Here is a 26,333-nt window from a genome sequence, read left to right as displayed (position 1 = left end):
TTTTTTCTTTTTGCAACACTGGTATGATTTTCAAGCAAGTTGGCTTGCCAAAATCGACAAAAAGAACAAAAACGAAAATCAATCCTCTACACCGGAACTGCCCATGTCCTTGTCCTTTCGCCAATCCGACATTCTGGAAATCGTCAGCACCGAAGGGCGCGTTACCGTCGAGGGGCTGGCTGAACGCTTTGGCGTCACCGTTCAGACGATCCGGCGCGACCTGACCGAGCTTGCAGATGCGGGCAAGCTGGACCGGGTTCACGGGGGCGCTGTTCTCCGCTCGGGTGTTTCTAATATCGGATACGAGGACCGCCGCGCGCTGAACGCGGACGCCAAGACCCGCATCGCTCAGACCTGCGCGGCTGATATCCCGGATGGCGCATCAATTTTCATGAACATCGGAACCTCGACCGAGGCCGTGGCAAGGCAGTTGCTGAACCACAAGAACCTGCTGGTGGTGACCAACAACATGAACGTTGCAAACATTCTTGTCGAAAACCCGGACTGCGAAATCATCATGGCCGGCGGCGTTTTGCGTCGGACAGACGGGGGGCTGATCGGCAACCTGACCGTATCGGCCATCCGGCAGTTCAAATTCGACATCGCCGTCATAGGATGTTCGACCCTGGACACGGATGGCGATCTTTTGGATTTCGACTTTCAGGAGGTTCAGGTCAGCCAGGCCATCATCGAGAAGGCGCGCCGCACTTTTCTGGTTGCCGATCATTCGAAGTTTCAACGCTCGGCCCCGGCGCGGATAGGATCAATTGCCGAGCTTGACACGGTCTATAGCGACCTGCCCCTGCCCGGCAAGCTGCCAGAGCACTGTCGCGAGTGGCAGACAGATGTCATCATCTGCGACTAGAGGCGGGCAAATAACAACGTCCGCGCGAGTTGCGCGGCTTGCCAGATCGAACTTGGCCTGACACTATCCTTAATACAAGAATTTGTGCACGGGAGGGGAGGACCGGGCCATGATTGCGCTTTTATTTTCGTTGTTTATCGCCACGATGGGGCTGAACTATTTCAAGTTGACCAAGGCTGGCAACGCTTTGTTTTTCGTCACGTTGGCCATGTGTATCTACTGGCTGAAATTCCACGCCACCACACCGCTGACTATTCAACTCTGAGGGGCTTGTCATGACACCTGAACTGTCCCGCACCCTCAACGCGATCGGTATGCTTGCCGTCTGCCTTGTACTGGCCCTGGCGTTTTTCTATCAGCTCGTCCTCTATGAACTGCCCTGCCCGCTTTGCCTGCTGCAACGTGTTGGGTTCGTTGCCGTCGGTGTGGGGCTTGGTTTGAACCTGCTCTACGGTCCACGGCCGCAACACTATGCCATCGTGCTGATTGCGGCCTTGTATGGCGGCACTGTATCGATCCGCCAAATTCTTCTGCATATCGTACCCGGCACCGGGCACTACGGCTCTCCTGTTTTGGGCCTGCACTACTATACCTGGGCCGGGATCGCCTTTTTCCTTGTGTTGCTGGGCACGTCGATCATGCTGTTGTTTGATCGCCAATACGCCGACCCGTCTCGTCAGGAACCAAGGTTCGGCGGAAATGCTCTGGCCAAGATCGCGTTTTTCGTCATGCTGGCTTTGGCGGTGCTGAACGCGGGTTCAACCTTGCTGGAATGCGGGCCGGGTATCTGCGCCGACCCGCCGACAAGCTACAAGTTGATTGACGAATTGGACGCCGGCAACTGAAGATACCGTAACCTTCCCCAAAAGGAGGCGCGAGCATGGGATTACTGGGACAACCGCTTGGCTATTATGACTATCTGACTTTCGTGGCATTGATCCTGCTTCTGGCGGCGGTGATGGCACTGTTTCTCTTTCTCATGGGTCTTCCGGGTCGGATTGCCATCAAGCGCAACCATCCCCATGCCGAGGCCGTAAAGATCATGGGCTGGATGGGATTTCTGGCCGTGGTGCCCTGGGTCCATGCCTTCATGTGGGCGTTCCATGATGGCGTTACGGTCGACGTTCGCCGTGGCCCTGACGAGGAAAAAGACGCCATTCGTGATGAAATCAAACGTCTGGGTGGTGATGTCCGACCTGAATATCAAGGCCGTCTGGACACAGACGATCCGCAGCAAAGCTAAGGCCAGAGGAAGTCACAAAACATGTTTGTCGCCCTTGGCATCACGCTATTTTACATCATTTTCGTCTGGCTTATTTTCTTCAAGCTGGAACTGCTGAAATTCAACATCGCCTGGGGCATCGTATCCTTTTGGGTTGGCGCGCACCTGTTGCTGATTTTTCTGGTCGCATTGCGGTTCTTTCAACCCTTCTCGGCCGACAGCCACGTGGTGCGTTCGACCATACAGATCATTCCCAAACTGACACAGCCGACGATCCTGACCGAAGTTCTTGTGGAACCGAACACACCGGTCACCAAGGGTGATCCGCTCTACCGCTTTGACGACACCGTATTTTCACTGGCGGTAGACAATGCGCAGGCGCAATTGGTCGCAGCTGAACAGAATTCCAAGATTCTGGAACAGGATGTGATCGCGTCGACCGAAGCTGTTGAACGCGCAAACGCGCAGCTGGCCTATGCGCAGACTCAGCAAGCCCGGTACGAAACCCTTGTGCCCGCCGGCGGAGCGCGGCAAGACGAACTGGACCGCTGGAACGAGCAGGTGACCGAAGACCTTGCTGCTGTCAAACAGGCCGAAGCAAATCTGGAAAAGGCGCAACTGGCCGTGGAGTCCCAGATAGACGGCGTGAACACGGGTATTCTCCAGGCAAGGGCGCAGTTGGCCGAGGCTGAGTATTTTCTTGAAAACACAACAATCTACGCGCCTGAAAACGGCATGATCGTATCGCAACAAGCCCGCCCCGGTCTGGTCGTCGGCGATGTTCGACTGGGCGCGATTGCCAGTTTCGTGACCGAGGACAGCCCCTATATCCTTGCGACCTTTCGACAGCAGAACCTGAAATTCGTGGAACCGGGGCAAGAGGTCGAAGTGGCGCTGGATCTTTACCCGGGCGAAATCCTGACAGGCAAGGTCGAGGCGATCTGGTGGGCCACGCGCCAAGGGCAACTGATCCCTTCAGGCCGCCTGCCCGGCTTTGAACTGCCGAAACTGCCCGGTCGAATTGCCGTGCAGATCACCGTCGATATCCCGGAAGGGCACACTTTCCCGGCTGGCGGCCACGCCGCCGTAGCGATCTACACCGGCATGGGCAAAAGCTTTGAGTTCCTGAGACGCATCAACATCCGTCTCTATTCCTTCGCCAACTTCATTCGACCGCTGGATATCTGAGGATGCGCGCCATGACACTCCGCCGGTTGATGGGAACTGCACTTTGCGCCGCCACCTTCGCGGCCTGCACGCCCGTGGGGCCCGATTTCGTGCGCCCGAACTCTCCGGTCGTCAAGCAATGGATCGAGGTAAACAGCCCCAGCGTCGGTCAAAGCGGCCTGACATCGCGCAGCGCACCCGTGGTCAAATGGTGGGAAACATTCAATGACCCGACCCTCAACCGTCTGATTGCCGAAGCTTATGCCCAGAACCTGACGCTTCAGGTCGCGGGAGCGCGGGTGCTTCAAGCGCGGGCACAGTTGGGGATCGCTTTCGGCGAATTGTACCCGCAATCCCAGGCCATAGGCGCGTCTTTGCAGCGGCGGCAAATCAGCGACAATCTTGGGCCTGTTGCCGATATCAACCGGATCATCCCCCTGGATACCGAATTCTCGACGTCTCAGGTTGGGTTCGACGCCCAATGGGAGCTGGATGTCTGGGGCGCACAACGGCGCGGCGTGCAGGCGGCGCGGTCGAATCTGGCTTTGCAGGTCGCAAACTATGATGACGCATTGGTGACACTGACCGGCGACGTGGCCGCGCTCTATGTCAATATCCGCGCGTTGCAGGAATCGTTGGCGGTCGCCCGGGAAAACATCAAATTGCAGCAGGAATCGGCGGACCTGACCCAGCTGCGGTTCAACAACGGGGTCACGACCGAACTGGACGTTCAGGAATCCACTGCGCTGCTCAACAATACCAAGGCCTTGGTGCCCGAGTTGGAAAGCGACCTGCAACAGACCAAGAATGCGCTGGCCGTGCTGCTGGGGGCCACGCCGTCCCGGATGACCAACCTACTGGGGAATTCCGGCCGTATCCCGTCAGCGCGAACAAATGTGGCCGTTGGGGTGCCGGCAGAATTGCTGCGCCGCCGCCCGGATGTCCGCGCGGCGGAATTGGCTGCTGCGACTCAATCGGCGCAGGTGGGTATCGCGATGGCTGACCTGTATCCTCAGTTCGTGCTGTCGGGCGCAATCGGTTTGCAGGCATCGGGCGGGCGCGATCTGTTCAGCGGCAACAGCACCACCGGTCTGGCCAGTGCCGGCGTGGTCTGGAACGTGCTCAACTATGGCCGCATCAAAAACAATGTCCGCGCGCAGGATGCGGCATACCAAGCGCTGATTGCCAATTATCAGAATACCGTTCTGACCGCGTATTCCGAGGTGGAAAGCGCAATGGTCGCCTATGCGCAAGCGCGAAAACAGGTTGGGTTCTATCAGAAAAGCGTCGAAGCTTCGCGCAAGGCCGCGGATATCGCCGTAAGCCAGTACAAGGATGGAATCGCCAGCTATTCTCGCATTCTGAACACGCAGACCGCGCTTTTGCGGTCGCAGGCAAATCTGATCGAAGCGCGGCAGCAGGTGTCCAGCAATCTGGTTGCCGTTTACAAGGGTCTGGGCGGCGGATGGCAGATCCGGCAAAACCAGGAATTCCTGCCTGAAACCGTGCTGGCGGAAATGGCCTATCGCACCGATTGGGGCGATCTGCTTGAAAAAACCCCGACCCGGGCCAGCCTGAACTAGGCGCTACTTGGTCAACCCGCGCAGCCCACCCGAGATCAAAATATTGACCTCGTAAAGGATGCGGGGCGCAGCCAGCCCGCCGGGGCTAGCCAGATAGTTGGGGCTCCATTCCGGATCGAATTTCTGTTTGAAGGCGCGCAAACCTTCAAAATGATAGAACTGCTCACCATGTTCATAGACAAAGCCGCCGATGCGGTTCCAAAGTGATGCAAGCTGACGGTTTTCGATGCCTGAGAACGGCGCCGCACCCAATGAGAACCAGTGGAACCCCTGCTGCGATCCCCAGTTCATCATCTCGGCAAAAAGCGCATCCATGACAAAGCTCGGGCTGTCAGGCTCATAGCGCATCAGATCCAGCGACAACTCGGATTTGTTGCCGCCCTGAAACAGGTTGGCAAAGGCCATGATCTTGCCTGTCTTACCGTCACGCAGAACCGCATGATCGAAATATGACAGGTACTGATCGTCAAAGCCCCCCAACGCAAAGCCCTTTTCGGCACCCGCCTTTTGCGCCAGCCAATGGTCTGAAATCGCGCGCAGTTCCGGCAAAACCGGGGCCAGGTCTTCTTTCGGGACGATCTCGAATACATAGCCCTCCCGCTCGGCCCGGTTTCTGGCCTGTCTGAACCGCTTGCGTGACTTTCCGTCCAGCGAGAAATCCTTGAGCGGAACCCGCGCGACCTCACCAATCTTCAGGATCGACAGGCCCAGGTCCAGAAATGTCGGCAGGTACTTGGTTGAAACACTGTAGAAGGCACACAGTTTTCCTTCTCGGTCCGCCATTTCCCTGAGTTGCCAGATCAACTGCCGCCCCGCCGTTTCATCACCAACCGGCTCTCCCTTCGAGATCAAAGCGTTGCCCGTGTCTGCATAGGCAATGAATGCGGTCTCATCCGGTGAGATGAGGAACTGTTTGTCACCGGTAAGCGAGATTTGGGATTCGGTGTCCTCGCACTCCATCACAAGCCGTTCAACGACCTCGGGGATTTCCGTGCGCACAGGCGTCGGAATCTCTCGCCCGAACAGAGAGTTCACGGCCACAATACCCACGATCACCGCCACGATGAGGCTGGAGCGCAAAAAGCGCGAAGCGTCTCCGTTCCAGGCAAACTCCCACCACAGGGCGTTCTGGTACTCGACATGGGAATAGGCGAACAGTCCGATCCAGAATATCACCGCCAGCAGCGCCACGACACTGACCAACCAAGGAATATTCAGCCTGAAGATCGACGCGCCACTGACCCGATAAAACGCCCCGCGGAACATCGCCAGAAGGCCAATCGTGCCCAGCATCGACAGCGCTTCGTGAGTGTCCAGCCCCTTTGCCAGCGAGGCAAAGAACCCGGCCACCATCAACAGCATTGCCACCACCCATGCGCGGTACAGCTTTCGAAACAAACCGCGGGACACCAGCAAAAGCAGCACGCCGACAGCACTGCCGGCAAGGTGCGATGCCTCGACAAACGACAACGGCAAGACCTCTCTCAGAACACCAAGGTTCTGCGTGCCCGCTGGCAATGCGCCGGACACCAGCAGGACCACCCCTGCCACGGCCGCAACTCCGGCTGCCACCATGGGAACAATGGGGCGGGTGACCCGATAGACCCATGTCGCGGCGCCACCGATCCTGTGCCTTTGCGTCAGTGCGGACGCGACCGCAATCGACACGCTGGCGATTCCGAACGGCAAGAAGGTGTAAACGACGCGATACAGCAACAAGGCTGCGATCACATCCGAACGTCCCGACGCCCCAAGCCCCGCGATCAGCGTGGCTTCGAATACCCCGAGCCCGCCCGGCGCGTGGCTGAGGATTCCAACGGCGATGGCGGCGATGTAGACCGTGAAGAAATAGGGATAGCCTACGCCCAGATCGTCCGGCATCAGGACATAGAGCGCCATGGACGCGCCAACCAGATCTCCGATGGCGGCCAGTGTCAGAAGGCTGGCCAGTTTGCCACCCGGCAAGTCAAACCCGATACCGGCGACGGCCAACCGCCTGCCCCCGCTGGACAACCATATGAACATCGCAACCAATGCCCCCAAAAGGCACAGCCCGAAGACGGTTTCCACCGTTTCGCTGACAGGCATCACTTTCGAGATCCCATCCGGATGCACGGTCAGCAACACACCCAGAACCAGAACAAGCCCCATCCAGAACGCGACCCAGGACGTTGCGATAACCCCGGCCACCCGCCCCAGATCCAAGCCCAGCGACGCATATATCCGATACCGGATCGCCGTTCCGGTAATGTAGGAAAAACCCAGACAGTTCGACACGGCATAGCCGCTGGCCCCTGCCATTCCGGCAACAGGCAATGGCACTTTGCCGCCCGCCACACTTTGCACGGCAAACACATCATAGAGCGACAGCGACAGGAAACTGAACGCGGTCCAGCACAAGGCGAAAAACATCAGTTTCCACGACGTCGTTGCGATATCGGTCTGGACATCTGACCATTTCACATGCGCCGACAAATCATGCAGAACCGTCAGCGCGATCCCGGTCACGAGAACCGGTATCGCAATCCGCAGCCAGGGTTTTTCCAACATGGCCGTAAGCTTTTCGGCCCAGTGTACGGCCAGAGGTTCACCGTCACTTTCCGCATTGGTCATGCTGCACGTCCCCGCCAGTTTCTGATCGCAGATACCACGCGCGGCTCACCCGCCCGTCGATGATTCAGACATCATCTGCCAACGGACTCTGGCACATTTTGGTTTTATCTCAAAGCGCTAGAGCCGCCCCTTGCGTGTTGACAGCAAAAGGTTCGTTTCCGAACGCGTCACGCCGTCGATCCTTCGGATCTGAAACAGAACCTCATCCAGTTCAGCCAGGGTTTCCGTACTGATCTCGGCGATCAGATCCCAACTGCCATTTGTCGAATGAACTGCCGTCACCTGACGCATGGCACCGATCCGGGCCATGACGCGTTCCGTCCCGCGCCCCTCAATCTCGAGCATCATCAACCCGCGCACCGGGCTTTGCGCCAGATCGCGACGCGTCAGGACGGTAAAGCCGACGATTTCACCGGACTGTTTCAGCCGCTGCAACCTGCTGCGGACCGTGGTGCGGGTCACGCCCAGTGTTTCCGACAGCTCTGACAGGCTTGCCCGAGCATCCCGCTGCAACGCATTGAGCAGTCGATTGTCCAATTCGTCCATAGCGCTTTCTCATAAAGAATTTTCCGAGACCATTTTGAGCATTTTGCCGACTTCACGCAAGACAGTCGGACGGCCTAAATGAACACATGGAAATCAAGGATATCATACTGGTTGGCGCCCCAATGGACGCCGGGAAGCGTCGTCAGGGATGCCGGATGGGACCTGATGCGTATCGCGTGGCAGGGTTGGATCAAGCGCTGTCTGATCTTGGTCACACCGTTCACGATTGGGGCGACGTGCAGGCCGAAAACGTCGACATTCCCCAACACCCGCACCTGTTCGCCCTGCCCGAATGCGTGGGGTGGACGCACGCTCTCAGCAAAGCTGCGCAAGACGCGGCGGGTCAGGGCATTCCGATTTTCATGGGGGGTGATCACGCCCTGTCCATGGGTACGGTGGCCGGGATGGCCGCCCATGCCGCTCGGATCGACCGCCCTCTCTTTGTGCTATGGCTTGACGCCCACAGCGACTTTCACACTCCGGACAGTACCGGCAGCGGCAATCTGCACGGCACGCCGGTGGCGTATTTCACCGGCAGACCCGGATTCGAGGATTTCCCACCTTTGCCCGCCGTCATACCGACGGATCGCGTCGGCATGATCGGATTGCGTTCTGTCGACCCGGCGGAACGGGCGGCGCTGGAGCAAGACCGCGCCATGCTGGCGGATATGCGCAGCATTGATGAAAACGGTATCAAAGCCCCCCTTTTGGCCTTTCTTGATCGCGTGAAAGCGGAAAACGCTCTGCTACATGTATCTTTGGATGTCGATTTCCTCGACCCGGCAGTGGCGCCCGCAGTCGGCACGACTGTGCCCGGCGGTGCAACCGAGCGCGAAGCCCACCTGGTGATGGAACTGCTGCATGAAAGCGGACTTGTCTGCTCGCTGGACCTGGTCGAGTTGAACCCGTTTCTGGATGACCGGGGCCGAACCGCAAAACTGATGGTCGATCTGGCCGCCTCGTTGATGGGTCGCCGTATCTTCGACCGTCCCACCCGGAGTTTCTGATGCTGTCTCTTCAAGCGCCATCTGCCGCCGTCATGATCCGGCCGCACGCTTTTGCGTCGAACCCGGAAACACGCGATGACAATGCCTTTCAAACGCTGAGCACCGCATCCGCCCAGGCCACGTCGGAAGCGGCCAGGGATGAACATGATCGGGCGGTGCAGCAATTGCGCGACGCCGGAGTCACTGTTCATGTGTTTGACGATTTCGGCGACCTCAACACACCTGACAGCGTTTTTCCAAACAACTGGTTCTCGACGCATCCCGGCGGCCATGTGGCGATCTACCCAATGTTCGTACCATCGCGCAGACGCGAACGCCGGACCGATGTAATCGAACTGCTCAAACAGGAATACCGTGTACAGGATGTCATCGACTATTCCGGGCTGGAACAAGACAACCTGGCCCTGGAAGGGACCGGCGCGATGGTGTTGGATCATGTGGCCCGTATCGCCTACACGGTGACGTCCAATCGCGCCGATCCGGTCCTGTTGGAACGGTTCTGCACACATTTCAACTATGAACCAATCGCCTTCGAAGCCCGCGATGCCAAGGGCCGAGACGTTTATCACACCAACGTTTTGATGGGTATCGGCACGCATTACGCCCTGATTTGCCTCGACATGATTTCGGACCCGGCCCGCCGCATGACCGTTCGCAATCGGCTGGAAGAATCCGGTCGAACGGTCATTGACCTGACGCACGACCAGATCGCCGAGTTCGCAGGTAACGCCATTGAACTGACCGGACGGGATGGGTTGGTTCTGGCCCTGTCCAGCAGGGCACTTGCCGCCCTCACACCAGACCAAATCGCAACAATCCAGGACAGTTCAACACCGTTGCCGCTGTCCGTTCCAACAATTGAAACCGCCGGTGGGTCCGTGCGCTGCATGATTGCCGGCGTTCACCTTGCCCGCCGATAGGAGAGCACCATGCAACCTTCAGACAAGGCCCTGGTACCATTCGTTTCCGTCGACAACATGATGCGACTGGTACACCACATTGGCGTCGAGCAGATGATCACGCAGATTGCCGCTCAGATCGAGGCCGATTTCAAACGATGGGAAAGCTTCGACAAGACACCTCGCATTCCGGCGCATTCTCCTCATGGCGTAATTGAGTTGATGCCAACTTCGGATGGTGAGGCGTACGGGTTCAAATACGTAAACGGCCATCCCAAGAACACCTCCGAGGGATTGCAAACCGTTACCGCATTCGGCCTGCTGGCGGATGTCTACACCGGATACCCGACGCTGTTGACCGAAATGACAATGCTGACCGCGCTGCGCACGGCTGCGACTTCGGCATTGGTCGGGCGCTATCTGGCCCCGAAAAATGCAAGGACAATGGCCATGATCGGCAATGGCGCACAGTCCGAATTCCAGTGCCTCGCCTTCAAGGCAATGTGCGGGATCGACACCGTTCGGCTTTATGATATCGATCCGAATGCCACGTCGAAATGCGCTGCGAACTTGCAGGGCAAGGGCCTGACCGTCATCCCTTGCAAGACGCCGGAAGACGCCATTGAAGGTGCCCAGATCATCACCACCTGCACGGCAGACAAGAAATACGCAACGATCCTGACCGACAACATGGTCGGGCCCGGCGTGCACATCAACGCCATCGGAGGCGATTGCCCCGGCAAGACCGAGTTGCATCGCGACATCCTGTTACGTTCGGACATCTTCGTCGAGTACCCCGAACAAACACGGATCGAAGGCGAAATTCAGGCGCTGGACGCCGATCACCCTGTGACCGAGATGTGGCAGGTCATCACCGGCGCCGCCAAGGGGCGCATCGATGAGCGGCAGATCACTTTGTTCGACAGTGTAGGCTTTGCCATCGAGGATTTCTCGGCCCTGCGCTTTGTGAAACAGGCGATTGAAGGCACAACCTTCTTTGAACCTCTGGACATGTTGGCCGACCCGGACGATCCGCGCGATCTGTTCGGAATGTTGATGCGAGCTGGATAGCGCGCGATCTTGGGGGCTCTGCCCCCGTCGCGCTGCGCGCGCCTCCCCCGGGATATTTTCAGCCAGATGAAGCAAGGGATCCGAACTTCATCTGGCCACAAATATCCCGGAGCGCGAGGCAGAGCCTCGCTTCCGAGCTATCCCGCAAGCGATGGCAGGTAGAGGACAATACCCGGGAATGCCACAAGCATCGCGATGGTCAGGGCGTCCGCGATGAAAAAGGGCGTGACGCCTTTGAACACATCTTGAACGCTCAGGTCCGGGCGCACACCGGCAACGACAAAGCAGTTCAGCCCGATGGGCGGTGTAATCAGGCAAAACTCGGCCATCTTGACCACCAGAATGCCAAACCAGATCGCGCACATCGGGCCGGACATTCCAAAAGCGCTGTCGGCGGCACTGACGGTCTCACCACCATTCAAGGCCATTACCGCCGGATAGACGACGGGCAAAGTCAAAAGCAGCATCCCGATCGCGTCCATGAACATGCCTAACACCGCGTATGCCAGCAGAATGCAGATCAGGATCATCATGGGCGACATCTCGAGCCCCGTAATCCAATCCGAGAAGGCACCCGGTAGGTCGGCGAACCCAAGAAAGCGCACATAGATCAGAACGCCCCAGATGATCGAAAAGATCATCGCCGTCAGTTTGGCGGTTTCCAAAAGTGCGGATTTGAGCTCGGCCCAGCGCATTCCGTGGAACAAGGCGAAACAGAATACGATGAAGGCACCAATGGCACCGCCTTCCGTCGGAGTGCCCCATGCTTTTTCACCAAACGGATTGTAGACAAAGCAAATGATGATCAGGATGACGGCGACAATCGGAATGGCACCGGGAAGTGCTGCAAAGCGCTGTTTCCAGGAAAACCCCGTGACCGGCGGGCCAACGGATTTGAAGATCACTGCAATCCCAATGATCAGAAGGCCGTACACGATTGCGGAAAACGCACCCGGAATGAAACCCGCCAACAGCAGTTTCCCGACATCCTGCTCGACGATGATCGCGTAGATCACCAGAATGGCCGAAGGCGGGATCAGGGAGGCCAGCGTCCCGCCCGCGGCAACCACACCTGCTGCAAAGCGTTTGTTATAGCCCACCTTCAGCATTTCCGGAATCGCGATACGGGCGAAGACGGCGGACGTCGCAACCGAAGCTCCGGACACCGCAGCGAAGCCGGCCGTGGCGAAAACGGTCGAAACCGCCAACCCGCCGGGCACCCATGCGACCCAGCGTTTTGCGGCTTCGAACAAAGCGCGGGTAAGTCCCGCGTAATAAGCCAGATACCCGATCAGGATAAAGGTCGGAATCAAGCTGAGAGTGTGGGACGCGACCTTGGAATGTGGCACCTGCCCCGCGGTCTTGACCGCCACTGTCAGCGCCTTGCCAAACCGTTCCGGATCGTAACCGAACTTGGCCCAGAAAATCCAAACCAGTCCGACAAGCCCTGCCAAACCGGCTGCAAAGGCAACCCGCATGCCCGCCACGACAAGGACCAGAAGGCCGCCAGTGACCCAGAGGCCAATCTCAATCGTGTCCATCTATCAGTCCTGCCCTTCGAACTGTTCGGCCTCGGCCGCCGCCTGCGCCGCTACATCCTGTATCAACGGAACGGCCGCCGGAGCGCCCAGCCCCAGCCAGAACGCCCGACCATACCCCCAGACTTGCAGCGCAAGGCGCAGGCAGAGAACGGAAAATGCAACGGGTGCCAGCAGCTTGGCCGGCCACAAGGGTATGCCGATGTCGATCGAACTGTCCCGGCTCCACATTGGGGCGCCAAAATCAAAGGACCGGTCGAAATGAGACCAACTGCCCCAAACCAGAGCCAGCATCAGGATCAGGATCAGAACCACCGAGAGCAGTTCGAACAGCCACAAAGCCCGACCGTGCAAGCGGGATATGACGATATCCATCCGGATATGCCCCCCATCACGCTGAACATATGAAATGCCCAGAAAAGCGATGAGAGGCATCGCCTGTTCGATCCAGTCCACATAGCCCGGCAAAGGAGCATTCAGCGCATTTCGACCACTGACCGACACAACGGCCAATACCATCAGTGAAAAAACCGCCAATCCGCTGATCAGTGCCAGAAACCGTTCGAGCACGAGCAAACGCTGATCCAACTGGCTCAGACGGCTGCCGTCTACCAGAACCGTGGCTTGTCCTGCCATTCCGGTGTTTCCTTGTTGTTTGTTGCCGGGCGCCTTGAAAGCACCCGGTCGTGTGGATCAGTTGCCGCCGCGCTGTTGCTTCAGCGTCGTCTGGACAAGATCGTAAAGGTCCTGCGCCGGCAGGCCCTGTGCGGTCATGTCCGCAATCCATTTTTCACGGATCGGATCAGCGGCCTTTGTGCGGAACTCTTCAATTACCGCTTCGTCGATCATGACCTTCTGGACACCCTTTTCTTCCAGGACACTGTCCCATTGTTCGAGCAAGCCGCCGTAATTCGCCAGGTAGTGATCGATCGCCTCGTCAATCGAGCTGTCCAGGGCTTCACGATGTTCGGCTGGCAGGGCCTCGTAGGCATCGATGTTGACGACAACCGGGCAGTTCACCGTTCCCGGATTCAGGTTCGCGGTCCACCAGTCCGCTTCGTTGATCGTTCCGAATGACAGGTGCGCGTGCTGGGCAAAGGCCACGGTGTCGACGACGCCCGATTCCATCGCATTGAAGGCTTCGGTCGCCGGAACCGATGTCGGCACCCCTCCGACCGCCTCGAAGGCCTGACCAAGGCCACCGGTCGCCCGGACCCGCATTCCGTCAAATTCAGCCAGTTCATCCCGCGGCTCGCCCGTTCCGACAAGGTTATACTGCGGCATTGGCGAGGTCATGATGATGCGGGCGTTCCATTGCGCCATCTCTTCCTTGACCGCCGGATGGTCGTATACCGCATGGCTTACCGCAACTTCTTCCTGCAGGTTGTTCACACCCAGGAACGGCAGTTCCAAAACGGTGATCGCCCGGTTCTTGTCGCGGTGATAGCCGGCACAGAACTGCGCCATCTCAAAGGCGCCGATTTCGATCCCGTCCAGGTTTTCCCTGGGTTTGGACAACCCGCCATAGCTGACATTGATTGTGAATTCGCCACCGGTTTTTTCGCTGACCAGTTCGGCCAGCTTTTCAACATGTTCCGTAAAGGCGCGGCGCTTGCCCCAGACGGATGCGTTCCATTCTGTCGCCGCGGCTTCGGTCACAAAAGCAACGCCAAGGGCGGCGACTGCGGCACCGCTCAACATCTTTTTCATAGTATCGTCTCCCATAGGTGCGCCCCCTACCGAGGCGCTTGCCGATCAAGCTAGCGCCAACATTCGATTGTGCCAACCCTAACCGGTATTTGCGTATTTTGCAGAATAAGCCCCAGAAATGACCCAAGACGACAGAAGCCTTGAGGTCACCTGTCGTTGCAACCACAATTGACACACAGCGCCCTCAATTCTCGTTACTTTTAAGTGGCTGTTTTTGTTATATTTTAGTGACTCTTTTGCCGATTTTTTTACAGTTTTGGCCATATTGTTGAAATTTCTTTACAAAGAAATCCAAGGATTACACCAATTTATTTATTTATTTTCAGAACGCGGTAATATTCAAACTTGGGGAGGAACAGGATCGACATTGCCTGAATGACAGGCAAAAAATCCACAAGCAATCCAGTCCAGAGGGAGGAGCCTCAAAGATGACCACCGCTGCCCAGGCAGATGCCAAGACTTATCCGCCATCCGCAGAAACTGTCGCTCGTGCGCATGTCGATGCGGCAAAGTATGCTGACATGTACGCAGCCTCAATCAGCGACCCCGACGCGTTCTGGGGCGAGCAAGGCAAGCGCATCGACTGGATCAAGCCCTTCACCCAGGTCAAGGACGTCAGTTACGAGTTTGGCTCGGTCAAGATCAACTGGTATGCCGATGGCACGTTGAATGTGTCGGCCAACTGCCTGGATCGCCATCTGAAAACCCGCGGCGACCAAACCGCGATCATCTGGGAGCCGGATGATCCGAATGACCCGGCCCAGCATATCTCTTACGCAGAATTGCACCGCCGCACCTGCCGGATGGCCAACATTCTGGAATCCCTTGGCGTGCGCAAGGGCGATCGCGTGGTCATCTATCTGCCGATGATCCCCGAAGCCGCTTACGCCATGCTGGCCTGTGCGCGGATCGGCGCAATTCATTCGATCGTTTTTGCGGGCTTCTCGCCCGACGCTCTGGCCGCGCGCATCAACGGGTGCGACGCCAAGGTCGTGATCACTGCGGATGAAGCGCCGCGTGGCGGCCGCAAAACGCCGCTGAAATCCAACGCAGACGCCGCCCTGCTGCACTGCAAAGACACGGTAAAATGCCTTGTGGTCAAGCGCACCGGCGGTCAGACCACCTGGATCGACGGTCGCGACTTTGACTACAACGAAATGGCGCTCGAGGCTGACGACTATTGCGCCCCAGCCGAAATGAACGCCGAAGATCCTTTGTTCATCCTTTACACGTCAGGTTCGACCGGTCAGCCCAAGGGCGTTGTGCACACCACGGGGGGGTATCTTGTTTACGCCTCGATGACGCAAGAGATCACATTCGATTATCACGAAGGTGACGTGTACTGGTGCACCGCTGACGTGGGCTGGGTCACCGGGCACAGCTATATCGTCTATGGCCCGCTGGCCAATGGCGCGACCACGCTGATGTTCGAAGGCGTACCCACCTATCCCGACGCCTCGCGTTTCTGGCAGGTCTGCGAAAAGCACAAGGTCAACCAATTCTACACCGCCCCCACTGCGATCCGCGCTCTGATGGGTCAGGGCAATGAGTTTGTCGAAAAATGCGACCTCAGCGATCTTCGCATTCTGGGCACCGTGGGTGAACCGATCAACCCCGAAGCCTGGACCTGGTACAACGAGGTTGTCGGCAAAGGCAAATGCCCCATCGTCGACACCTGGTGGCAGACCGAAACCGGCGGCCACCTGATGACGCCGCTGCCCGGTGCACATGCGATGAAGCCCGGATCGGCGATGAAGCCGTTCTTTGGCATTCAGCCCGTCGTTCTGGACCCTCAGTCGGGTGTTGAAATCGAAGGCAATGGCGTCGAAGGCGTTCTGTGCATCAAGGACAGCTGGCCCGGTCAAATGCGTACCGTTTGGGGTGACCACGAGCGGTTCGAAAAGACCTATTTCTCGGATTACAAAGGCTACTACTTCACGGGTGACGGCTGCCGCCGCGACGAAGATGGCGACTATTGGATCACCGGTCGTGTAGATGACGTGATCAACGTGTCCGGTCACCGCATGGGCACAGCCGAGGTGGAAAGCGCGCTGGTTGCACATGCTGCTGTGGCCGAGGCTGCGGTGGTTGGATACCCTCATGAAATCAAAGGGCAAGGCATCTATTGCTATGTCACGTTGATGAATGATCGCGAGCCTTCGGACGAGTTGATGAAAGAGCTGCGCACATGGGTCCGCACCGAGATCGGTCCAATTGCATCCCCGGATGTGATCCAGTGGGCACCCGGCCTACCGAAAACGCGCTCGGGCAAGATCATGCGCCGTATCCTGCGCAAGATCGCCGAGAACGATTTCGGATCCTTGGGCGACACTTCGACACTGGCCGATCCGTCGGTGGTCGAAGACCTGATCGAAAACCGTGCGAACAAGTGAGGGTATGATGGACGCTGCCACGATCACCACGCCCGCCGTTCTCATCCTTCTCGGCCCTCCGGGTGCCGGGAAGGGCACACAGGCCCGGATGCTGGAAGAGAAATTCGGACTTGTACAACTCAGCACCGGAGACCTGCTGCGCGAAGCGGTCGCGGCCGGAACCGAAGCCGGCAAAGCGGCAAAAGCCGTTATGGAAGCCGGCGATCTGGTCAGCGATGAAATCGTCATCGCCATCCTGCGTGACCGCATGGCACAGCCGGATTGCGCCAAGGGCGTCATTCTGGACGGTTTCCCGCGCACGACGGTTCAGGCGGAAGCGCTGGACAGCCTGCTGGCATCGAACAACCAGAAGATCAACGCCGCAATCAGCCTCGAGGTGGAAGACGCGGAAATGGTGACCCGCATTTCGGGCCGCTACACCTGCGCCGGCTGTGGTGAAGGCTACCATGACCAGTTCAAGAAGCCTGTCGAAGAAGGCAAATGCGACAAGTGTGGCCATACCGAGTTCAAGCGCCGCGCGGATGACAATGCCGAAACGGTGGCCTCGCGCCTTGCAGCGTACCACGCGCAGACGGCACCACTGATCGCCTACTATGACGGTCAGGGCGTGCTGAAGCGTACAAACGCCATGGGCAGGATCGAAGACATTGCCAATGACCTTGAAGGGATCGTTAGTAAAGTCATGAAATAGGGGGTGGATTTAGGGCCGCAAGGCTCTGATCCCAAACAGAATACTTCAAAAGACCGCTTTGGCGGACTGGAGGAGTTTTGCCTGACGTCACATGGCGTCTGGCGCAAGTGAGAAGCGGCCCGACGCACTGGAGGATGTGGGCATCGGGCCGTCCAACGAGGAAGCGAAGGAGGAACCCGCGATGGCGGATCATTCAACAAACTCCGCGCAGACTGCCGAGTCCGACAAGGGCTATTGGCAGGCCAACCTGCGCCTCATCTACATCAGCCTCGCGATCTGGGCGCTGGTGTCGTTTGGATTCGGCATTCTGCTGCGTCCATTGCTGTCCGGCATCGCCGTTGGCGGCACCGATCTGGGCTTTTGGTTCGCTCAGCAGGGATCGATCCTGGTCTTTCTGGTGCTGATCTTCAACTACGCCTGGCGCATGAACAAGCTGGACGCTGAATTCGGCGTGGACGAGGAGTAAGCAGCATGGACCAGTTTACCATCAACCTGCTGTTTGTTGGCGCATCATTCGCGCTATACATCGGCATCGCGATCTGGGCCCGCGCGGGTTCCACATCGGAGTTCTACGCCGCCGGTCGCGGCGTTCACCCGGTCACCAACGGTATGGCGACAGCGGCGGACTGGATGTCTGCGGCCTCGTTCATCTCGATGGCGGGCCTAATTGCCTTCACCGGCTATGACAACTCGACCTTCCTGATGGGGTGGACCGGTGGCTATGTGCTGCTGGCACTGCTGCTTGCGCCCTACCTGCGTAAGTTCGGCAAATACACCGTCTCGGAATTCATCGGCGACCGTTTCTACAGCCAGACCGCACGTATCGTTGCTGTGATCTGTCTGATCGTTGCTTCGGTGACTTACGTTATCGGTCAGATGACCGGCGTGGGCGTGGCCTTCGGCCGCTTTCTTGAGGTGTCGAACACCTCCGGTCTGCTGATCGGTGCCTGTGTGGTGTTTGCCTACGCGGTGTTCGGTGGGATGAAAGGCGTGACCTATACTCAGGTCGCTCAGTACTGCGTGCTGATCACCGCCTACACCATCCCGGCGATCTTCATCTCGCTGCAGTTGACCGGTACGCCGGTTCCGGCGCTGGGTCTGTTCAGCGATACCGCCAGCGGTGAGCCTCTGCTGACCAAGCTGGACGCGATCGTGACCGAGCTGGGCTTTGCCGAGTATACAGCGCATCATTCGAACACGCTGAACATGGTGCTGTTCACGCTGTCGCTGATGATCGGTACTGCCGGTCTGCCGCACGTGATCATGCGCTTCTTCACCGTGCCTAAGGTGTCTGACGCCCGCTGGTCCGCTGGCTGGACGCTGGTCTTCATCGCGCTGCTGTATCTGACCGCCCCAGCGGTTGGCGCAATGGCGCGTCTGAACATCACCGACATGATGTGGCCCAACGGTGGCATCGAAGGTGGTGCCGTTTCCGTCGAGGATATCGACAACGATCCACGCTATGACTGGATGCAGACGTGGCAGAAAACTGGTCTGCTGGACTGGGAAGACAAGAACGGCGACGGCAAGATCCAGTACTACAATGACCAAAATGCCGACATGCAGGCACTTGCGGAAGAAAAAGGCTGGGTCGGTAACGAGCTGACCAAGTTCAACCGCGACATCCTGGTTCTGGCCAACCCCGAGATCGCCAACCTGCCGGGTTGGGTGATCGGTCTGGTCGCTGCCGGTGGTCTTGCAGCTGCTCTGTCGACCGCTGCGGGCCTGTTGCTGGCGATCTCGTCGGCGGTGTCCCACGACCTTGTCAAAGGCGCGATCAACCCGCAAATCTCTGAAAAAGGAGAACTGCTGGCCGCTCGTATCGCAATGGCTGTGGCCATCGTCGTTGCAACCTATCTGGGTCTGAACCCACCGGGATTTGCTGCGCAAACCGTGGCCTTGGCCTTTGGTCTGGCGGCTGCCTCGATCTTCCCGGCGCTGATGATGGGGATTTTCTCGACCCGCATCAACAACACCGGTGCCGTCGCAGGTATGCTGGCTGGTCTGATCGTAACCCTGGTTTACATCTTCCTGCACAAGGGCTGGCTGTTCATTCCGGGCACCAACTCGTTCACTGATGCTGATCCGCTGCTGGGTCCGATCAAGTCGACCTCGTTCGGCGCCATCGGTGCAATGATCAACTTCGGCGTCGCTTACGTCGTCGCCGGAATGACCAAAGAGACTCCGCCGGAGATCGTTGAATTGGTCGAAAGCGTGCGCATTCCCCGTGGTGCGGGCGCAGCTCAGAATAAGTGAGCTTGATGCGGTCGTTGGTTCTTGCCTTCGACCGCGTCTTTCGATCCACTGTTCCCGCCCGGCACACCACTGGGCGGGATTTTTTAACCAGAACACCGGAGACAACACATGCCCCTGTCCCATGATGAAATTGCCCGGTTTCTGAAATCCGTTCACCCCTATGACGTGTTGCCTTCCGACGCCCTGGATCAGATCGTCAAACAGATCGAGGTATGGGAAGTTGAGGAGGACGCTTCTGTCTATGAGCTGGGTCACAAGTTGCCCGGGGTTTTCTTGATCTACGAAGGACAGGTTGAGATTACCGATGAGAACGGGGCCATCGTCTCTCATCTGGGGCTGCGCAACTCCTTCGGCGAGAGGGGCCTGCTGAAAGACGGCAAAGCCGCCACCAAAGCCCGTGCTCATACGCCGTCGGTCCTGATGGTTCTGCCACCGGATTTGGTGCGCAGTTTGATCGACAACCACGACGTCGTTGCCAAATTCTTCAATCGAACCCGTGGAGATCGCAGTGGCCCGCAAAGCCTTGCGACCAGTTCGATTGACGTTTTGATGGCGCGCGATCCCGCCACCTGCCCTGCGGACACGACAGTTCAGGAAGCGGCACAGATCATGCGCGACAAACACATCTCGTCGCTATGCGTGACAGATGGAGAGAAGTTGAAAGGTATCGCCACCCTGCGGGACATTTCGGGCAAATATGTTGCCAACGGGTTGCCCGAAACCACACGGATTTCCGAAATCATGACTGCAAATCCCGTAACCCTGTCGCCCAGCGATATCGGCTCGGACGTTCTGCATATCATGATGGAGCGCGGCATTGGCCACATCCCGGTTTCCGAAGGCGGTCGTCTGGTCGGGATCGTGACGCAGACCGATCTGACCCACTATCAGGCCGTCAACTCGGCCGAATTGGTTGGTCGGATCGCAAAGGCTGACAGTGCCGAAGAGATGGCGAGGGTGACGGCGGAAATTCCGCAGTTGCTGGTTCAGTTGGTTGCCGGCGGGAACCGGCACGAGATCGTCACGCGGCTGATCACCGATATTGCAGACACGGTTACCCGCCGCCTGCTGAAATTGGCCGAATCTGAACTGGGGCCGCCGCCTGTACCCTATTTGTGGCTGGCCTGCGGCTCACAGGGACGGCAAGAACAAACCGGCGTATCGGATCAGGACAATTGCCTGATGCTGGACGATAGCGTCACCGACGCCGATATGTCCTACTTCACCAAACTGGCCAAATTCGTCTCTGACGGGCTGGACGTCTGCGGGTACTTCTACTGCCCCGGCGACATGATGGCGACCAATCCGCGCTGGTGCCAGCCGGTTCGTGTCTGGCGCGACTATTTCAAAGGCTGGATTGCCAAGCCAAACCCCGAGGCGCAGATGCTGGCCTCGGTCATGTTCGACCTGCGCCCCATCGGCGGCGCATTTGAGTTGTTTGGCGATCTGCAAGCGGACACTCTGGCAGTGGCCAGGGCAAACTCGATCTTCGTCGCACACATGATTTCGAACTCGCTGAAGCACACGCCCCCCCTGGGCCTGCTGCGCGGTTTCGCGACGATCCGCTCGGGCGAGCATCGCAATACGCTGGATCTGAAACACAACGGAGTTGTGCCCGTCGTCGATCTGGCGCGCATCTATGCACTGCAAGGCGAGCTGACCGAGGCCAACACCCGCGCCCGCCTGAAAGCAGCCGAGGCCAGTGGCGTGCTCAGCCCTTCTGGTGCGCGTGACTTGCTGGACGCCTATGATCTGATCGCTGAAACCCGGCTGGAGCATCAGGTGCGGCTGGTTAAATCCGGAGCGATGCCCGACAACTACCTGCCACCGTCTGAATTGTCGGACTTTGAGCGAAGTCATCTGCGTGATGCTTTCGTGGTGGTAAAAACGATGCAATCGGCAGTTGGCCACGGCAAGGGAATGCTGGGCTGACATGCGACTGACCAACGGAGAGACCACATGTTTCTGGAACTGATCGGCACGATTTTCGCAGGGGTCGCATGTGCCGGAATCGTTCTTCTGCTGAACAAGCTGACCGGAGGGCGTTTGCCAAAATGGACAACGCCGGTTGCGGCCGGTCTTGGAATGATCGCGATGACCATCAACAGCGAATATTCCTGGTACGATCGCACGCGCGACCAACTGCCGGAAGAGATGACCATCGTGCAAGAGGTCGAAAGCCGCGCGTTTTATCGTCCCTGGACCTACGCGGTGCCGTTCGTTGACCGGTTTGCCGCAATCGACACCGTATCGGTGCGCACAAACGAAAACGTTCCGGAACAACGGCTTGTCGATCTTTACTTCTTTGGCCGCTGGGCTCCGGTTTCGAAACTGCCGGTGGCCGTGAATTGTGCAGAAGGCCGCCGCGCCAACCTGGCGGATGGTGCCGAATTTGCCGAGGACGGGCGTCTGGTGAACGCTGACTGGATTGCAGCCGGAACCAATGACCCCGTCATCGCAGCCACTTGCGGGGTGTGATCATGCTGACCGGATTGAGTTTGAGGCTCAGGATTTTTCTGTTCTTCTGTCTCCTCGCCCTTGGCGGGGTTGCCATCAGCGCCACCGCTCTCTGGATCACCTATTCCCGTGCGGGAAACCCCGGTCTGCTGAATGATTTCGTCTTCGCCGAAATCCTGATCGGATTTGGATTTCTGGCACTGGTCGCGGGTGTTTGGCTGCTGTTCGACGACAACGTCGCCAAACCGATCGAACGGCTTTCCGCCCAGCTGCGTGCCCGTGCACATGCCGGTGTAAGCACCGACCTCGACATGCAGGCCGCGCGGTATCTGGGTGATCTTGCCCCGGCAGCGGCGGGATTGGCGGAACAACTGGCCTCGAACGCCATGCGCACGGCCGAGGCCGTGGCCGCCGAAACCGCGCATCTGGCCGCCGAAAAACAGCGCCTGACCGCGCTGCTGACGGAAATCCCTGTGGCCATGCTGCTGGCCAGTCCGAAACATCAGATCGTTCTGTACGACGGGCAGGCCGCCGAGGTTCTCGCACAAATCGCGCATCCTCGTCTGAACGCATCTCTTTTCGAATATCTCGAAGCCACCGGCCTGACGGACGCATATGCCAAGATGTGCAAAACCGGAAAGGACGTCTATTGCACCCTGTCCAGCGTGGACGGGCGGCAGACATATTCCGCCCGGATGAAACCCTTGGGCGATGCACCCGGATATATGCTTGTCTTCGAAGACAGCGCGACACATATGTCACCGGACGATGCCCGCCCGCTGGTCTATGATTTCGAACTTCTCAATACACCGGGGGATGATGCGTTCGAGAACCGCCCCCTGTCGGATCTATGTTTCGTGGTTTTCGACACGGAAACAACCGGTTTGCTACCTCACAAGGATGAGATCGTGCAGATCGGCGCAGTGCGCGTTCTGAATGGTAAAATCGTTCAGGGTGAACATCTGGACATGCTGGTTGATCCCGGCATTCCGATTCCCCCGGCGTCGACCAAAGTACACAAGATCAGCGATCGTATGGTTCAGGGGGCGCCTGATATCGCCGAAGCCGGACGCGTTTTCCATCAGTTTTCGCGCGACGCCGTGATCGTGGCGCATAATGCCCCGTTCGACATGGCGTTCCTGCGCCGCCATGCCAAACGGATGGGTGTCGAGTGGGATCATCCGATACTCGACACGGTTTTGCTGTCTGCGGTGCTGTTCGGGGCAAGCGATACGCACACACTGGATGCCTTGTGTGAACGGCTGGAAATCACGATCCCCGAAACGTTGCGCCATACCGCACTGGGCGACGCGGTTGCCACGGCCGAGGCATTGATCAAGATGCTGCCGATCCTGCAAGCACGCGGCCTCACGACTTTTGGCGAGGTGATCATGGAAACCCGCAAACATGGTCGTTTGCTGGAAGATCTGAACTGACGGCATAAATTGCACCCGGCAGTCAGCTTTTCATGGACAATCCGGGCCACGCATGGCACCTGATGCGCGGCCAAGGATTAAGCGCGCAATGACCGAAAAGACCTTCAGACCGACCCCGGATCAAAGCCCCGCCTTTCGGGAAGCGCTGGGATGCTTTGGCACCGGTGTCACGGTGATTACCGCGCAATCCGACAATGGCCCGCGTGCCATAACGGTGAATTCATTTGCCTCAGTCTCATTGGATCCGCCACTGGTCCTGTGGTGTCTGGCCAAGGAATCATTCCGATTTGATACGTTCAGTACCTGTGATCTCTATTCGATCCACGTCATGGCGCAGGATCAGCAGGATCAGGCGTTGCGGTTTGCACGCGATGGGGCGGATTTCTCACATGCCGACTGGACCGAGGATGAGGCCGGGCGTCCACATCTGGCCCAGTGTCTGGCCCGGTTCGATTGCCGCCTTCATGCCCGTCATGACGCCGGGGATCATCTGATCATCGTGGGTCAGGTAGAGCAGGTCATGTATCGCACCGGCAAAGGGCTGATTTTCAAACGCGGGCAGTTCGGCGGGTTTGTCGACCTGATCTAATCGTCCAGCGCCCCGTGAACCGCCAACGCCTCCAGTTCCGCGTCCTGCGGAGTGATCACGCGAAAGGCTTCGTGCACGCCTGTCTCTGTCAATTCCCTTGCGACGGTCAACAACGTGTTGGCCGGATGGTCTTCGCACAACTCTGACATGTGGTCGATTTCAGCTTGCGCAACGCCCAATGCGGCCTCGACCGAGGGTGCGCCATAGAACTGCACAAAATGTTCGGCCAGGTTATGCGTAATCTGATCTTTCTCTGCGGCTTCGATCTGCGTCACGGCGACAAAAGTCACCCGGCCAAAGGTTTCCAACCCCAGCCAACCGTTCGCAAATGCCTGTCGAGCCTTGCCTTCAAGATCGCCCTGCCCCCAGTTGGAAAACTCAAACCCGCCCGAAACGCACCACTCTCCGGTGCGCGCCGGGGAATGAAACACGTTCATGTCGCTTTCGTCGAAATGGATCGCTCGGGCCAGTTTCATTCTCGGTTCTCCAACAAGTCAGTCAGGGGGCGCAGATACGTATCGGCCCCGTCGCGGATCAGCATCCCGAAACGTTCATCCGTTCCAAGGAATACGCCTCCATCGATCAGCGGTTCGCCCACACCGCGCAGCAGGCCCATCCATTCGGCGTGCAAGGTCGCGTTGCCATCCTCCTGCCAACGGTTGAGCCAGGTCAACATGTGTCGTGACCAGTTTTCCACCAGCTGCGTTGCAGAAACCTCGGCACAGCCTTCATCGTACAGCGCGGTGATATCAGGGGTTTCACCCGGCGCATCACTGGTTTGCAACAGCGTCAGCTCCCAACCGACGATCAGCCAGTCCGGCTCTTCCTCGGGCATTGATGTTGACGCAGCCGCGCGGAACCGGCCGCACCGCGCCCCGTTCACGCAAATCAGACCATCCCAACCCAGATGCACCGCAACCTCTGGTGGGGCCAAAGCGCCCAGCGCGTTCTGGAACCCCACAGCACAAAGCGGCAGCATCGCCACGGCATCCTGCAACGGTACCTCGGGGGCAAAAACAATTGCCACGCGCAGGAAATCCGCCTGAATATTGTAGACAACCGTCCCCGCATCACAGCCTAGCGCAGCCATGGCCTGCGCGCGCTCGAACGGGTCTTCCCCACCCTGAACCGGGTGGCCCGTCAGCAAGGGTGGGAAAACCGGCTGGCTCATGCGTTGCCTTTGGCGATCATGTCGCGGGCGATCTTGCGGAATGCCTCGGCTTGCGGGCTGTCAGGTTTGCTGACAACGATGGGCGCGCCCCCGTCAGCGGCGACGCGGATGTCCAGATGCAACGGGATTTCACCCAGCAGCGGCACGCCCAGCGCCTCTGCCTCGGACTTGACACCACCATGACCGAAAACATGTTCTTCGTGCCCACAGTTCGAACAGATATGCGTGGACATGTTTTCGATCATCCCGACAATGGGTGTCTTGAGCTGGTTGAACATGTCGATCCCTTTGCGGGCATCAATCAGGGCCACGTCCTGCGGCGTTGAGACGACAATGGCACCATCCACCTGGAACTTCTGGCTCAGCGTCAGTTGCACGTCACCGGTGCCGGGCGGCAGATCGACGATCAGAACATCCAGCGCGCCCCATTGAACCTGGCTCATCATTTGTTGCAGCGCACCCATCAGCATCGGCCCGCGCCAGACAACCGCCTGACCTTCGTTGGTCATCAAACCCATCGACATCATGGTGACCCCGTGGTTGCGCAGCGGCAGGATTGTCTTGCCGTCAGGGCTGGCCGGACGGCCCGAGACACCCAACATCCGGGGTTGCGACGGCCCGTAAACATCCGCATCCAGCAGACCTACACGCCGGCCTTCCGCAGCCAATGCGCAGGCAAGGTTGGCCGAAACGGTGGATTTGCCAACCCCACCCTTGCCGGAGGCAACGGCGATGATCCGATCCACACCTGGCACTGCCTGCGGCCCGGTTTGCGATGGCTTGGGTTTCGGTTTCAGATCCGGCGGTGCCTTGTCGGAATGCGCGGTCATCAAGGCCGAAACATTTGCCACGCCTTCCACCATCTGAGCGGCCTTTTCAGCCGTGGCGCGGACGGGTTCCATCTTTTCCGCATATTTCGGATCGACCTCAAGCACGAAGCGTACCGTGTCGCCTTCCACATTCAAGGCGCGCACGATGCCTGCGCTTACGATGTCCTGCCCGGATACCGGGTCGGTGATCTTTTTCAGGTTCGCCAGAACCGCGTCACGAACACTCATGCTTGTTCCCCTTGATCCGCCCTGATGACAGGGGCGTGCGTATCGACTCGCCGCTCATTGC

At 58.4% G+C, this 26,333-nt stretch carries 25 protein-coding genes; 17 read left to right on the top strand and 8 right to left on the bottom strand.

Features of this window, described 5'->3' with window-relative positions:
* The first annotated feature begins 103 nt into the window (after nucleotides 1-103).
* From GOW56_RS00410 to GOW56_RS00385, 6 genes are all read left to right on the top strand, one after another.
* Nucleotides 104-865 carry a DeoR/GlpR family DNA-binding transcription regulator gene (locus GOW56_RS00410; RefSeq protein ID WP_171204607.1) on the top strand — a complete coding sequence of 254 codons (762 nt, stop codon included), beginning with the start codon at nucleotides 104-106 and terminating at the stop codon, nucleotides 863-865.
* Between the two features lie 109 nt (nucleotides 866-974).
* Nucleotides 975-1,130, top strand: coding sequence for a DUF5993 family protein (locus GOW56_RS00405; protein ID WP_171116330.1), 156 nt, complete (start codon nucleotides 975-977; stop codon nucleotides 1,128-1,130).
* 10 nt (nucleotides 1,131-1,140) lie between these two features.
* Nucleotides 1,141-1,710, top strand: a complete 570-nt coding sequence (locus GOW56_RS00400; protein WP_171204606.1) for a disulfide bond formation protein B — start codon at nucleotides 1,141-1,143, stop codon at nucleotides 1,708-1,710.
* Nucleotides 1,711-1,745: 35 nt separating this feature from the next.
* Nucleotides 1,746-2,108 (top strand): DUF3302 domain-containing protein, encoded by a 363-nt coding sequence (locus GOW56_RS00395; RefSeq protein ID WP_171204605.1) that lies wholly within the window; start codon nucleotides 1,746-1,748, stop codon nucleotides 2,106-2,108.
* Between the two features lie 21 nt (nucleotides 2,109-2,129).
* On the top strand, nucleotides 2,130-3,275 hold the full coding sequence (locus GOW56_RS00390) for an HlyD family secretion protein (RefSeq protein WP_152457734.1): 1,146 nt from the start codon (nucleotides 2,130-2,132) through the stop codon (nucleotides 3,273-3,275).
* Nucleotides 3,276-3,286: 11 nt separating this feature from the next.
* Complete coding sequence (locus tag GOW56_RS00385; protein ID WP_253284172.1) at nucleotides 3,287-4,837, top strand: efflux transporter outer membrane subunit; 1,551 nt, start codon at nucleotides 3,287-3,289, stop codon at nucleotides 4,835-4,837.
* Nucleotides 4,838-4,840: 3 nt separating this feature from the next.
* Here the strand turns inward: GOW56_RS00385 and mprF are convergent, their stop codons facing one another.
* Together mprF and GOW56_RS00375 are read right to left on the bottom strand one after the other, a co-directional pair.
* Complete coding sequence (gene mprF, locus GOW56_RS00380) at nucleotides 4,841-7,450, bottom strand: bifunctional lysylphosphatidylglycerol flippase/synthetase MprF (RefSeq protein ID WP_371807862.1); 2,610 nt, start codon at nucleotides 7,448-7,450, stop codon at nucleotides 4,841-4,843.
* A gap of 117 nt (nucleotides 7,451-7,567) precedes the next feature.
* On the bottom strand, nucleotides 7,568-7,996 hold the full coding sequence (locus GOW56_RS00375; RefSeq protein WP_152457732.1) for an Lrp/AsnC family transcriptional regulator: 429 nt from the start codon (nucleotides 7,994-7,996) through the stop codon (nucleotides 7,568-7,570).
* 86 nt (nucleotides 7,997-8,082) lie between these two features.
* On the opposite strand from GOW56_RS00375, the gene rocF reads away from it, so the two are divergent.
* The 3 genes from rocF to GOW56_RS00360 are packed head-to-tail and all read left to right on the top strand — an operon-like array spanning nucleotide 8,083 to nucleotide 10,973.
* On the top strand, nucleotides 8,083-9,003 hold the full coding sequence (rocF, locus tag GOW56_RS00370; protein WP_171168506.1) for an arginase: 921 nt from the start codon (nucleotides 8,083-8,085) through the stop codon (nucleotides 9,001-9,003).
* Complete coding sequence (ctlX, locus tag GOW56_RS00365; RefSeq protein ID WP_171168508.1) at nucleotides 9,003-9,923, top strand: citrulline utilization hydrolase CtlX; 921 nt, start codon at nucleotides 9,003-9,005, stop codon at nucleotides 9,921-9,923. The genes rocF and ctlX overlap by 1 nt, the downstream gene beginning before the upstream one ends.
* 9 nt (nucleotides 9,924-9,932) lie before the next feature.
* Nucleotides 9,933-10,973 (top strand): ornithine cyclodeaminase, encoded by a 1,041-nt coding sequence (locus GOW56_RS00360; RefSeq protein ID WP_171204604.1) that lies wholly within the window; start codon nucleotides 9,933-9,935, stop codon nucleotides 10,971-10,973.
* Nucleotides 10,974-11,110: 137 nt separating this feature from the next.
* On the opposite strand, the gene GOW56_RS00355 is transcribed toward GOW56_RS00360, so the two are convergent.
* Genes GOW56_RS00355 through GOW56_RS00345 form a run of 3 tightly spaced genes read right to left on the bottom strand, consistent with a single transcriptional unit; the run spans nucleotide 11,111 to nucleotide 14,221 of the window.
* Nucleotides 11,111-12,514 carry a TRAP transporter large permease gene (locus tag GOW56_RS00355; protein ID WP_171204603.1) on the bottom strand — a complete coding sequence of 468 codons (1,404 nt, stop codon included), beginning with the start codon at nucleotides 12,512-12,514 and terminating at the stop codon, nucleotides 11,111-11,113.
* A gap of 3 nt (nucleotides 12,515-12,517) precedes the next feature.
* Nucleotides 12,518-13,147 (bottom strand): TRAP transporter small permease, encoded by a 630-nt coding sequence (locus GOW56_RS00350; protein ID WP_171204602.1) that lies wholly within the window; start codon nucleotides 13,145-13,147, stop codon nucleotides 12,518-12,520.
* Between the two features lie 57 nt (nucleotides 13,148-13,204).
* Complete coding sequence (locus GOW56_RS00345; RefSeq protein WP_171116347.1) at nucleotides 13,205-14,221, bottom strand: C4-dicarboxylate TRAP transporter substrate-binding protein; 1,017 nt, start codon at nucleotides 14,219-14,221, stop codon at nucleotides 13,205-13,207.
* A gap of 428 nt (nucleotides 14,222-14,649) precedes the next feature.
* On the opposite strand from GOW56_RS00345, the gene acs reads away from it, so the two are divergent.
* The 8 genes from acs to GOW56_RS00305 all read left to right on the top strand — a co-directional run bounded on the left by acs (nucleotide 14,650) and on the right by GOW56_RS00305 (nucleotide 24,043).
* Nucleotides 14,650-16,614, top strand: coding sequence for an acetate--CoA ligase (gene acs / locus GOW56_RS00340; protein ID WP_171204601.1), 1,965 nt, complete (start codon nucleotides 14,650-14,652; stop codon nucleotides 16,612-16,614).
* A 7-nt stretch (nucleotides 16,615-16,621) separates the two neighbouring features.
* On the top strand, nucleotides 16,622-17,305 hold the full coding sequence (locus GOW56_RS00335) for an adenylate kinase (RefSeq protein WP_171204600.1): 684 nt from the start codon (nucleotides 16,622-16,624) through the stop codon (nucleotides 17,303-17,305).
* Between the two features lie 181 nt (nucleotides 17,306-17,486).
* On the top strand, nucleotides 17,487-17,771 hold the full coding sequence (locus GOW56_RS00330; protein WP_152459845.1) for a DUF4212 domain-containing protein: 285 nt from the start codon (nucleotides 17,487-17,489) through the stop codon (nucleotides 17,769-17,771).
* A gap of 5 nt (nucleotides 17,772-17,776) precedes the next feature.
* Nucleotides 17,777-19,561, top strand: coding sequence for a sodium:solute symporter family protein (locus tag GOW56_RS00325; protein ID WP_171116353.1), 1,785 nt, complete (start codon nucleotides 17,777-17,779; stop codon nucleotides 19,559-19,561).
* A 108-nt stretch (nucleotides 19,562-19,669) separates the two neighbouring features.
* The gene (locus GOW56_RS00320; RefSeq protein WP_171116355.1) at nucleotides 19,670-21,493 is read left to right on the top strand and encodes a DUF294 nucleotidyltransferase-like domain-containing protein; all 1,824 of its coding nucleotides are present in this window, start codon (nucleotides 19,670-19,672) and stop codon (nucleotides 21,491-21,493) included.
* Between the two features lie 27 nt (nucleotides 21,494-21,520).
* Nucleotides 21,521-22,039 (top strand): hypothetical protein, encoded by a 519-nt coding sequence (locus GOW56_RS00315; RefSeq protein WP_171116357.1) that lies wholly within the window; start codon nucleotides 21,521-21,523, stop codon nucleotides 22,037-22,039.
* Nucleotides 22,040-22,041: 2 nt separating this feature from the next.
* Nucleotides 22,042-23,454, top strand: coding sequence for a PolC-type DNA polymerase III (locus tag GOW56_RS00310; RefSeq protein ID WP_171168521.1), 1,413 nt, complete (start codon nucleotides 22,042-22,044; stop codon nucleotides 23,452-23,454).
* Between the two features lie 88 nt (nucleotides 23,455-23,542).
* Complete coding sequence (locus tag GOW56_RS00305) at nucleotides 23,543-24,043, top strand: flavin reductase family protein (RefSeq protein ID WP_171204599.1); 501 nt, start codon at nucleotides 23,543-23,545, stop codon at nucleotides 24,041-24,043.
* On the opposite strand, the gene GOW56_RS00300 is transcribed toward GOW56_RS00305, so the two are convergent.
* Genes GOW56_RS00300 through GOW56_RS00290 form a run of 3 tightly spaced genes read right to left on the bottom strand, consistent with a single transcriptional unit; the run spans nucleotide 24,040 to nucleotide 26,272 of the window.
* Nucleotides 24,040-24,519, bottom strand: coding sequence for a DUF6505 family protein (locus tag GOW56_RS00300; RefSeq protein WP_171204598.1), 480 nt, complete (start codon nucleotides 24,517-24,519; stop codon nucleotides 24,040-24,042). The two genes, GOW56_RS00305 and GOW56_RS00300, sit on opposite strands and share 4 nt — an antisense overlap.
* Entirely contained in the window at nucleotides 24,516-25,214 is a 699-nt protein-coding gene (locus tag GOW56_RS00295) for a biotin/lipoate--protein ligase family protein (RefSeq protein WP_171204597.1), read from the bottom strand. Before GOW56_RS00295 ends, GOW56_RS00300 begins: the two co-directional genes overlap by 4 nt.
* A complete protein-coding gene (locus GOW56_RS00290; protein WP_152457717.1) occupies nucleotides 25,211-26,272 on the bottom strand; it encodes an Mrp/NBP35 family ATP-binding protein in 1,062 nt (353 codons plus the stop codon). The genes GOW56_RS00295 and GOW56_RS00290 overlap by 4 nt, the downstream gene beginning before the upstream one ends.
* Between the last annotated feature and the right edge of the window lie 61 nt (nucleotides 26,273-26,333).

Source organism: Ruegeria sp. HKCCA0235A, assembly GCF_013033235.1.
Lineage (GTDB): Bacteria > Pseudomonadota > Alphaproteobacteria > Rhodobacterales > Rhodobacteraceae > Ruegeria.
This window is presented reverse-complemented; position numbering and strand designations above follow the sequence as displayed.

Bases quoted from the DNA above. Each gene is read 5' to 3' on its own strand.
- rocF (WP_171168506.1), top strand. From the start codon at position 8,083: ATGGAAATCAAGGATATCATACTGGTTGGCGCCCCAATGGACGCCGGG.
- GOW56_RS00345 (WP_171116347.1), bottom strand. From the start codon at position 14,221: ATGAAAAAGATGTTGAGCGGTGCCGCAGTCGCCGCCCTTGGCGTTGCT.
- mprF (WP_371807862.1), bottom strand. From the start codon at position 7,450: ATGACCAATGCGGAAAGTGACGGTGAACCTCTGGCCGTACACTGGGCC.
- GOW56_RS00290 (WP_152457717.1), bottom strand. From the start codon at position 26,272: ATGAGTGTTCGTGACGCGGTTCTGGCGAACCTGAAAAAGATCACCGAC.
- GOW56_RS00360 (WP_171204604.1), top strand. From the start codon at position 9,933: ATGCAACCTTCAGACAAGGCCCTGGTACCATTCGTTTCCGTCGACAAC.
- GOW56_RS00385 (WP_253284172.1), top strand. From the start codon at position 3,287: ATGACACTCCGCCGGTTGATGGGAACTGCACTTTGCGCCGCCACCTTC.
- GOW56_RS00335 (WP_171204600.1), top strand. From the start codon at position 16,622: ATGGACGCTGCCACGATCACCACGCCCGCCGTTCTCATCCTTCTCGGC.
- GOW56_RS00355 (WP_171204603.1), bottom strand. From the start codon at position 12,514: ATGGACACGATTGAGATTGGCCTCTGGGTCACTGGCGGCCTTCTGGTC.
- GOW56_RS00395 (WP_171204605.1), top strand. From the start codon at position 1,746: ATGGGATTACTGGGACAACCGCTTGGCTATTATGACTATCTGACTTTC.
- GOW56_RS00400 (WP_171204606.1), top strand. From the start codon at position 1,141: ATGACACCTGAACTGTCCCGCACCCTCAACGCGATCGGTATGCTTGCC.
- GOW56_RS00295 (WP_171204597.1), bottom strand. From the start codon at position 25,214: ATGAGCCAGCCGGTTTTCCCACCCTTGCTGACGGGCCACCCGGTTCAG.
- acs (WP_171204601.1), top strand. From the start codon at position 14,650: ATGACCACCGCTGCCCAGGCAGATGCCAAGACTTATCCGCCATCCGCA.
- GOW56_RS00375 (WP_152457732.1), bottom strand. From the start codon at position 7,996: ATGGACGAATTGGACAATCGACTGCTCAATGCGTTGCAGCGGGATGCT.
- GOW56_RS00315 (WP_171116357.1), top strand. From the start codon at position 21,521: ATGTTTCTGGAACTGATCGGCACGATTTTCGCAGGGGTCGCATGTGCC.
- GOW56_RS00410 (WP_171204607.1), top strand. From the start codon at position 104: ATGTCCTTGTCCTTTCGCCAATCCGACATTCTGGAAATCGTCAGCACC.
- GOW56_RS00320 (WP_171116355.1), top strand. From the start codon at position 19,670: ATGCCCCTGTCCCATGATGAAATTGCCCGGTTTCTGAAATCCGTTCAC.
- GOW56_RS00300 (WP_171204598.1), bottom strand. From the start codon at position 24,519: ATGAAACTGGCCCGAGCGATCCATTTCGACGAAAGCGACATGAACGTG.
- GOW56_RS00310 (WP_171168521.1), top strand. From the start codon at position 22,042: ATGCTGACCGGATTGAGTTTGAGGCTCAGGATTTTTCTGTTCTTCTGT.
- ctlX (WP_171168508.1), top strand. From the start codon at position 9,003: ATGCTGTCTCTTCAAGCGCCATCTGCCGCCGTCATGATCCGGCCGCAC.
- GOW56_RS00325 (WP_171116353.1), top strand. From the start codon at position 17,777: ATGGACCAGTTTACCATCAACCTGCTGTTTGTTGGCGCATCATTCGCG.
- GOW56_RS00405 (WP_171116330.1), top strand. From the start codon at position 975: ATGATTGCGCTTTTATTTTCGTTGTTTATCGCCACGATGGGGCTGAAC.
- GOW56_RS00305 (WP_171204599.1), top strand. From the start codon at position 23,543: ATGACCGAAAAGACCTTCAGACCGACCCCGGATCAAAGCCCCGCCTTT.
- GOW56_RS00330 (WP_152459845.1), top strand. From the start codon at position 17,487: ATGGCGGATCATTCAACAAACTCCGCGCAGACTGCCGAGTCCGACAAG.
- GOW56_RS00390 (WP_152457734.1), top strand. From the start codon at position 2,130: ATGTTTGTCGCCCTTGGCATCACGCTATTTTACATCATTTTCGTCTGG.
- GOW56_RS00350 (WP_171204602.1), bottom strand. From the start codon at position 13,147: ATGGCAGGACAAGCCACGGTTCTGGTAGACGGCAGCCGTCTGAGCCAG.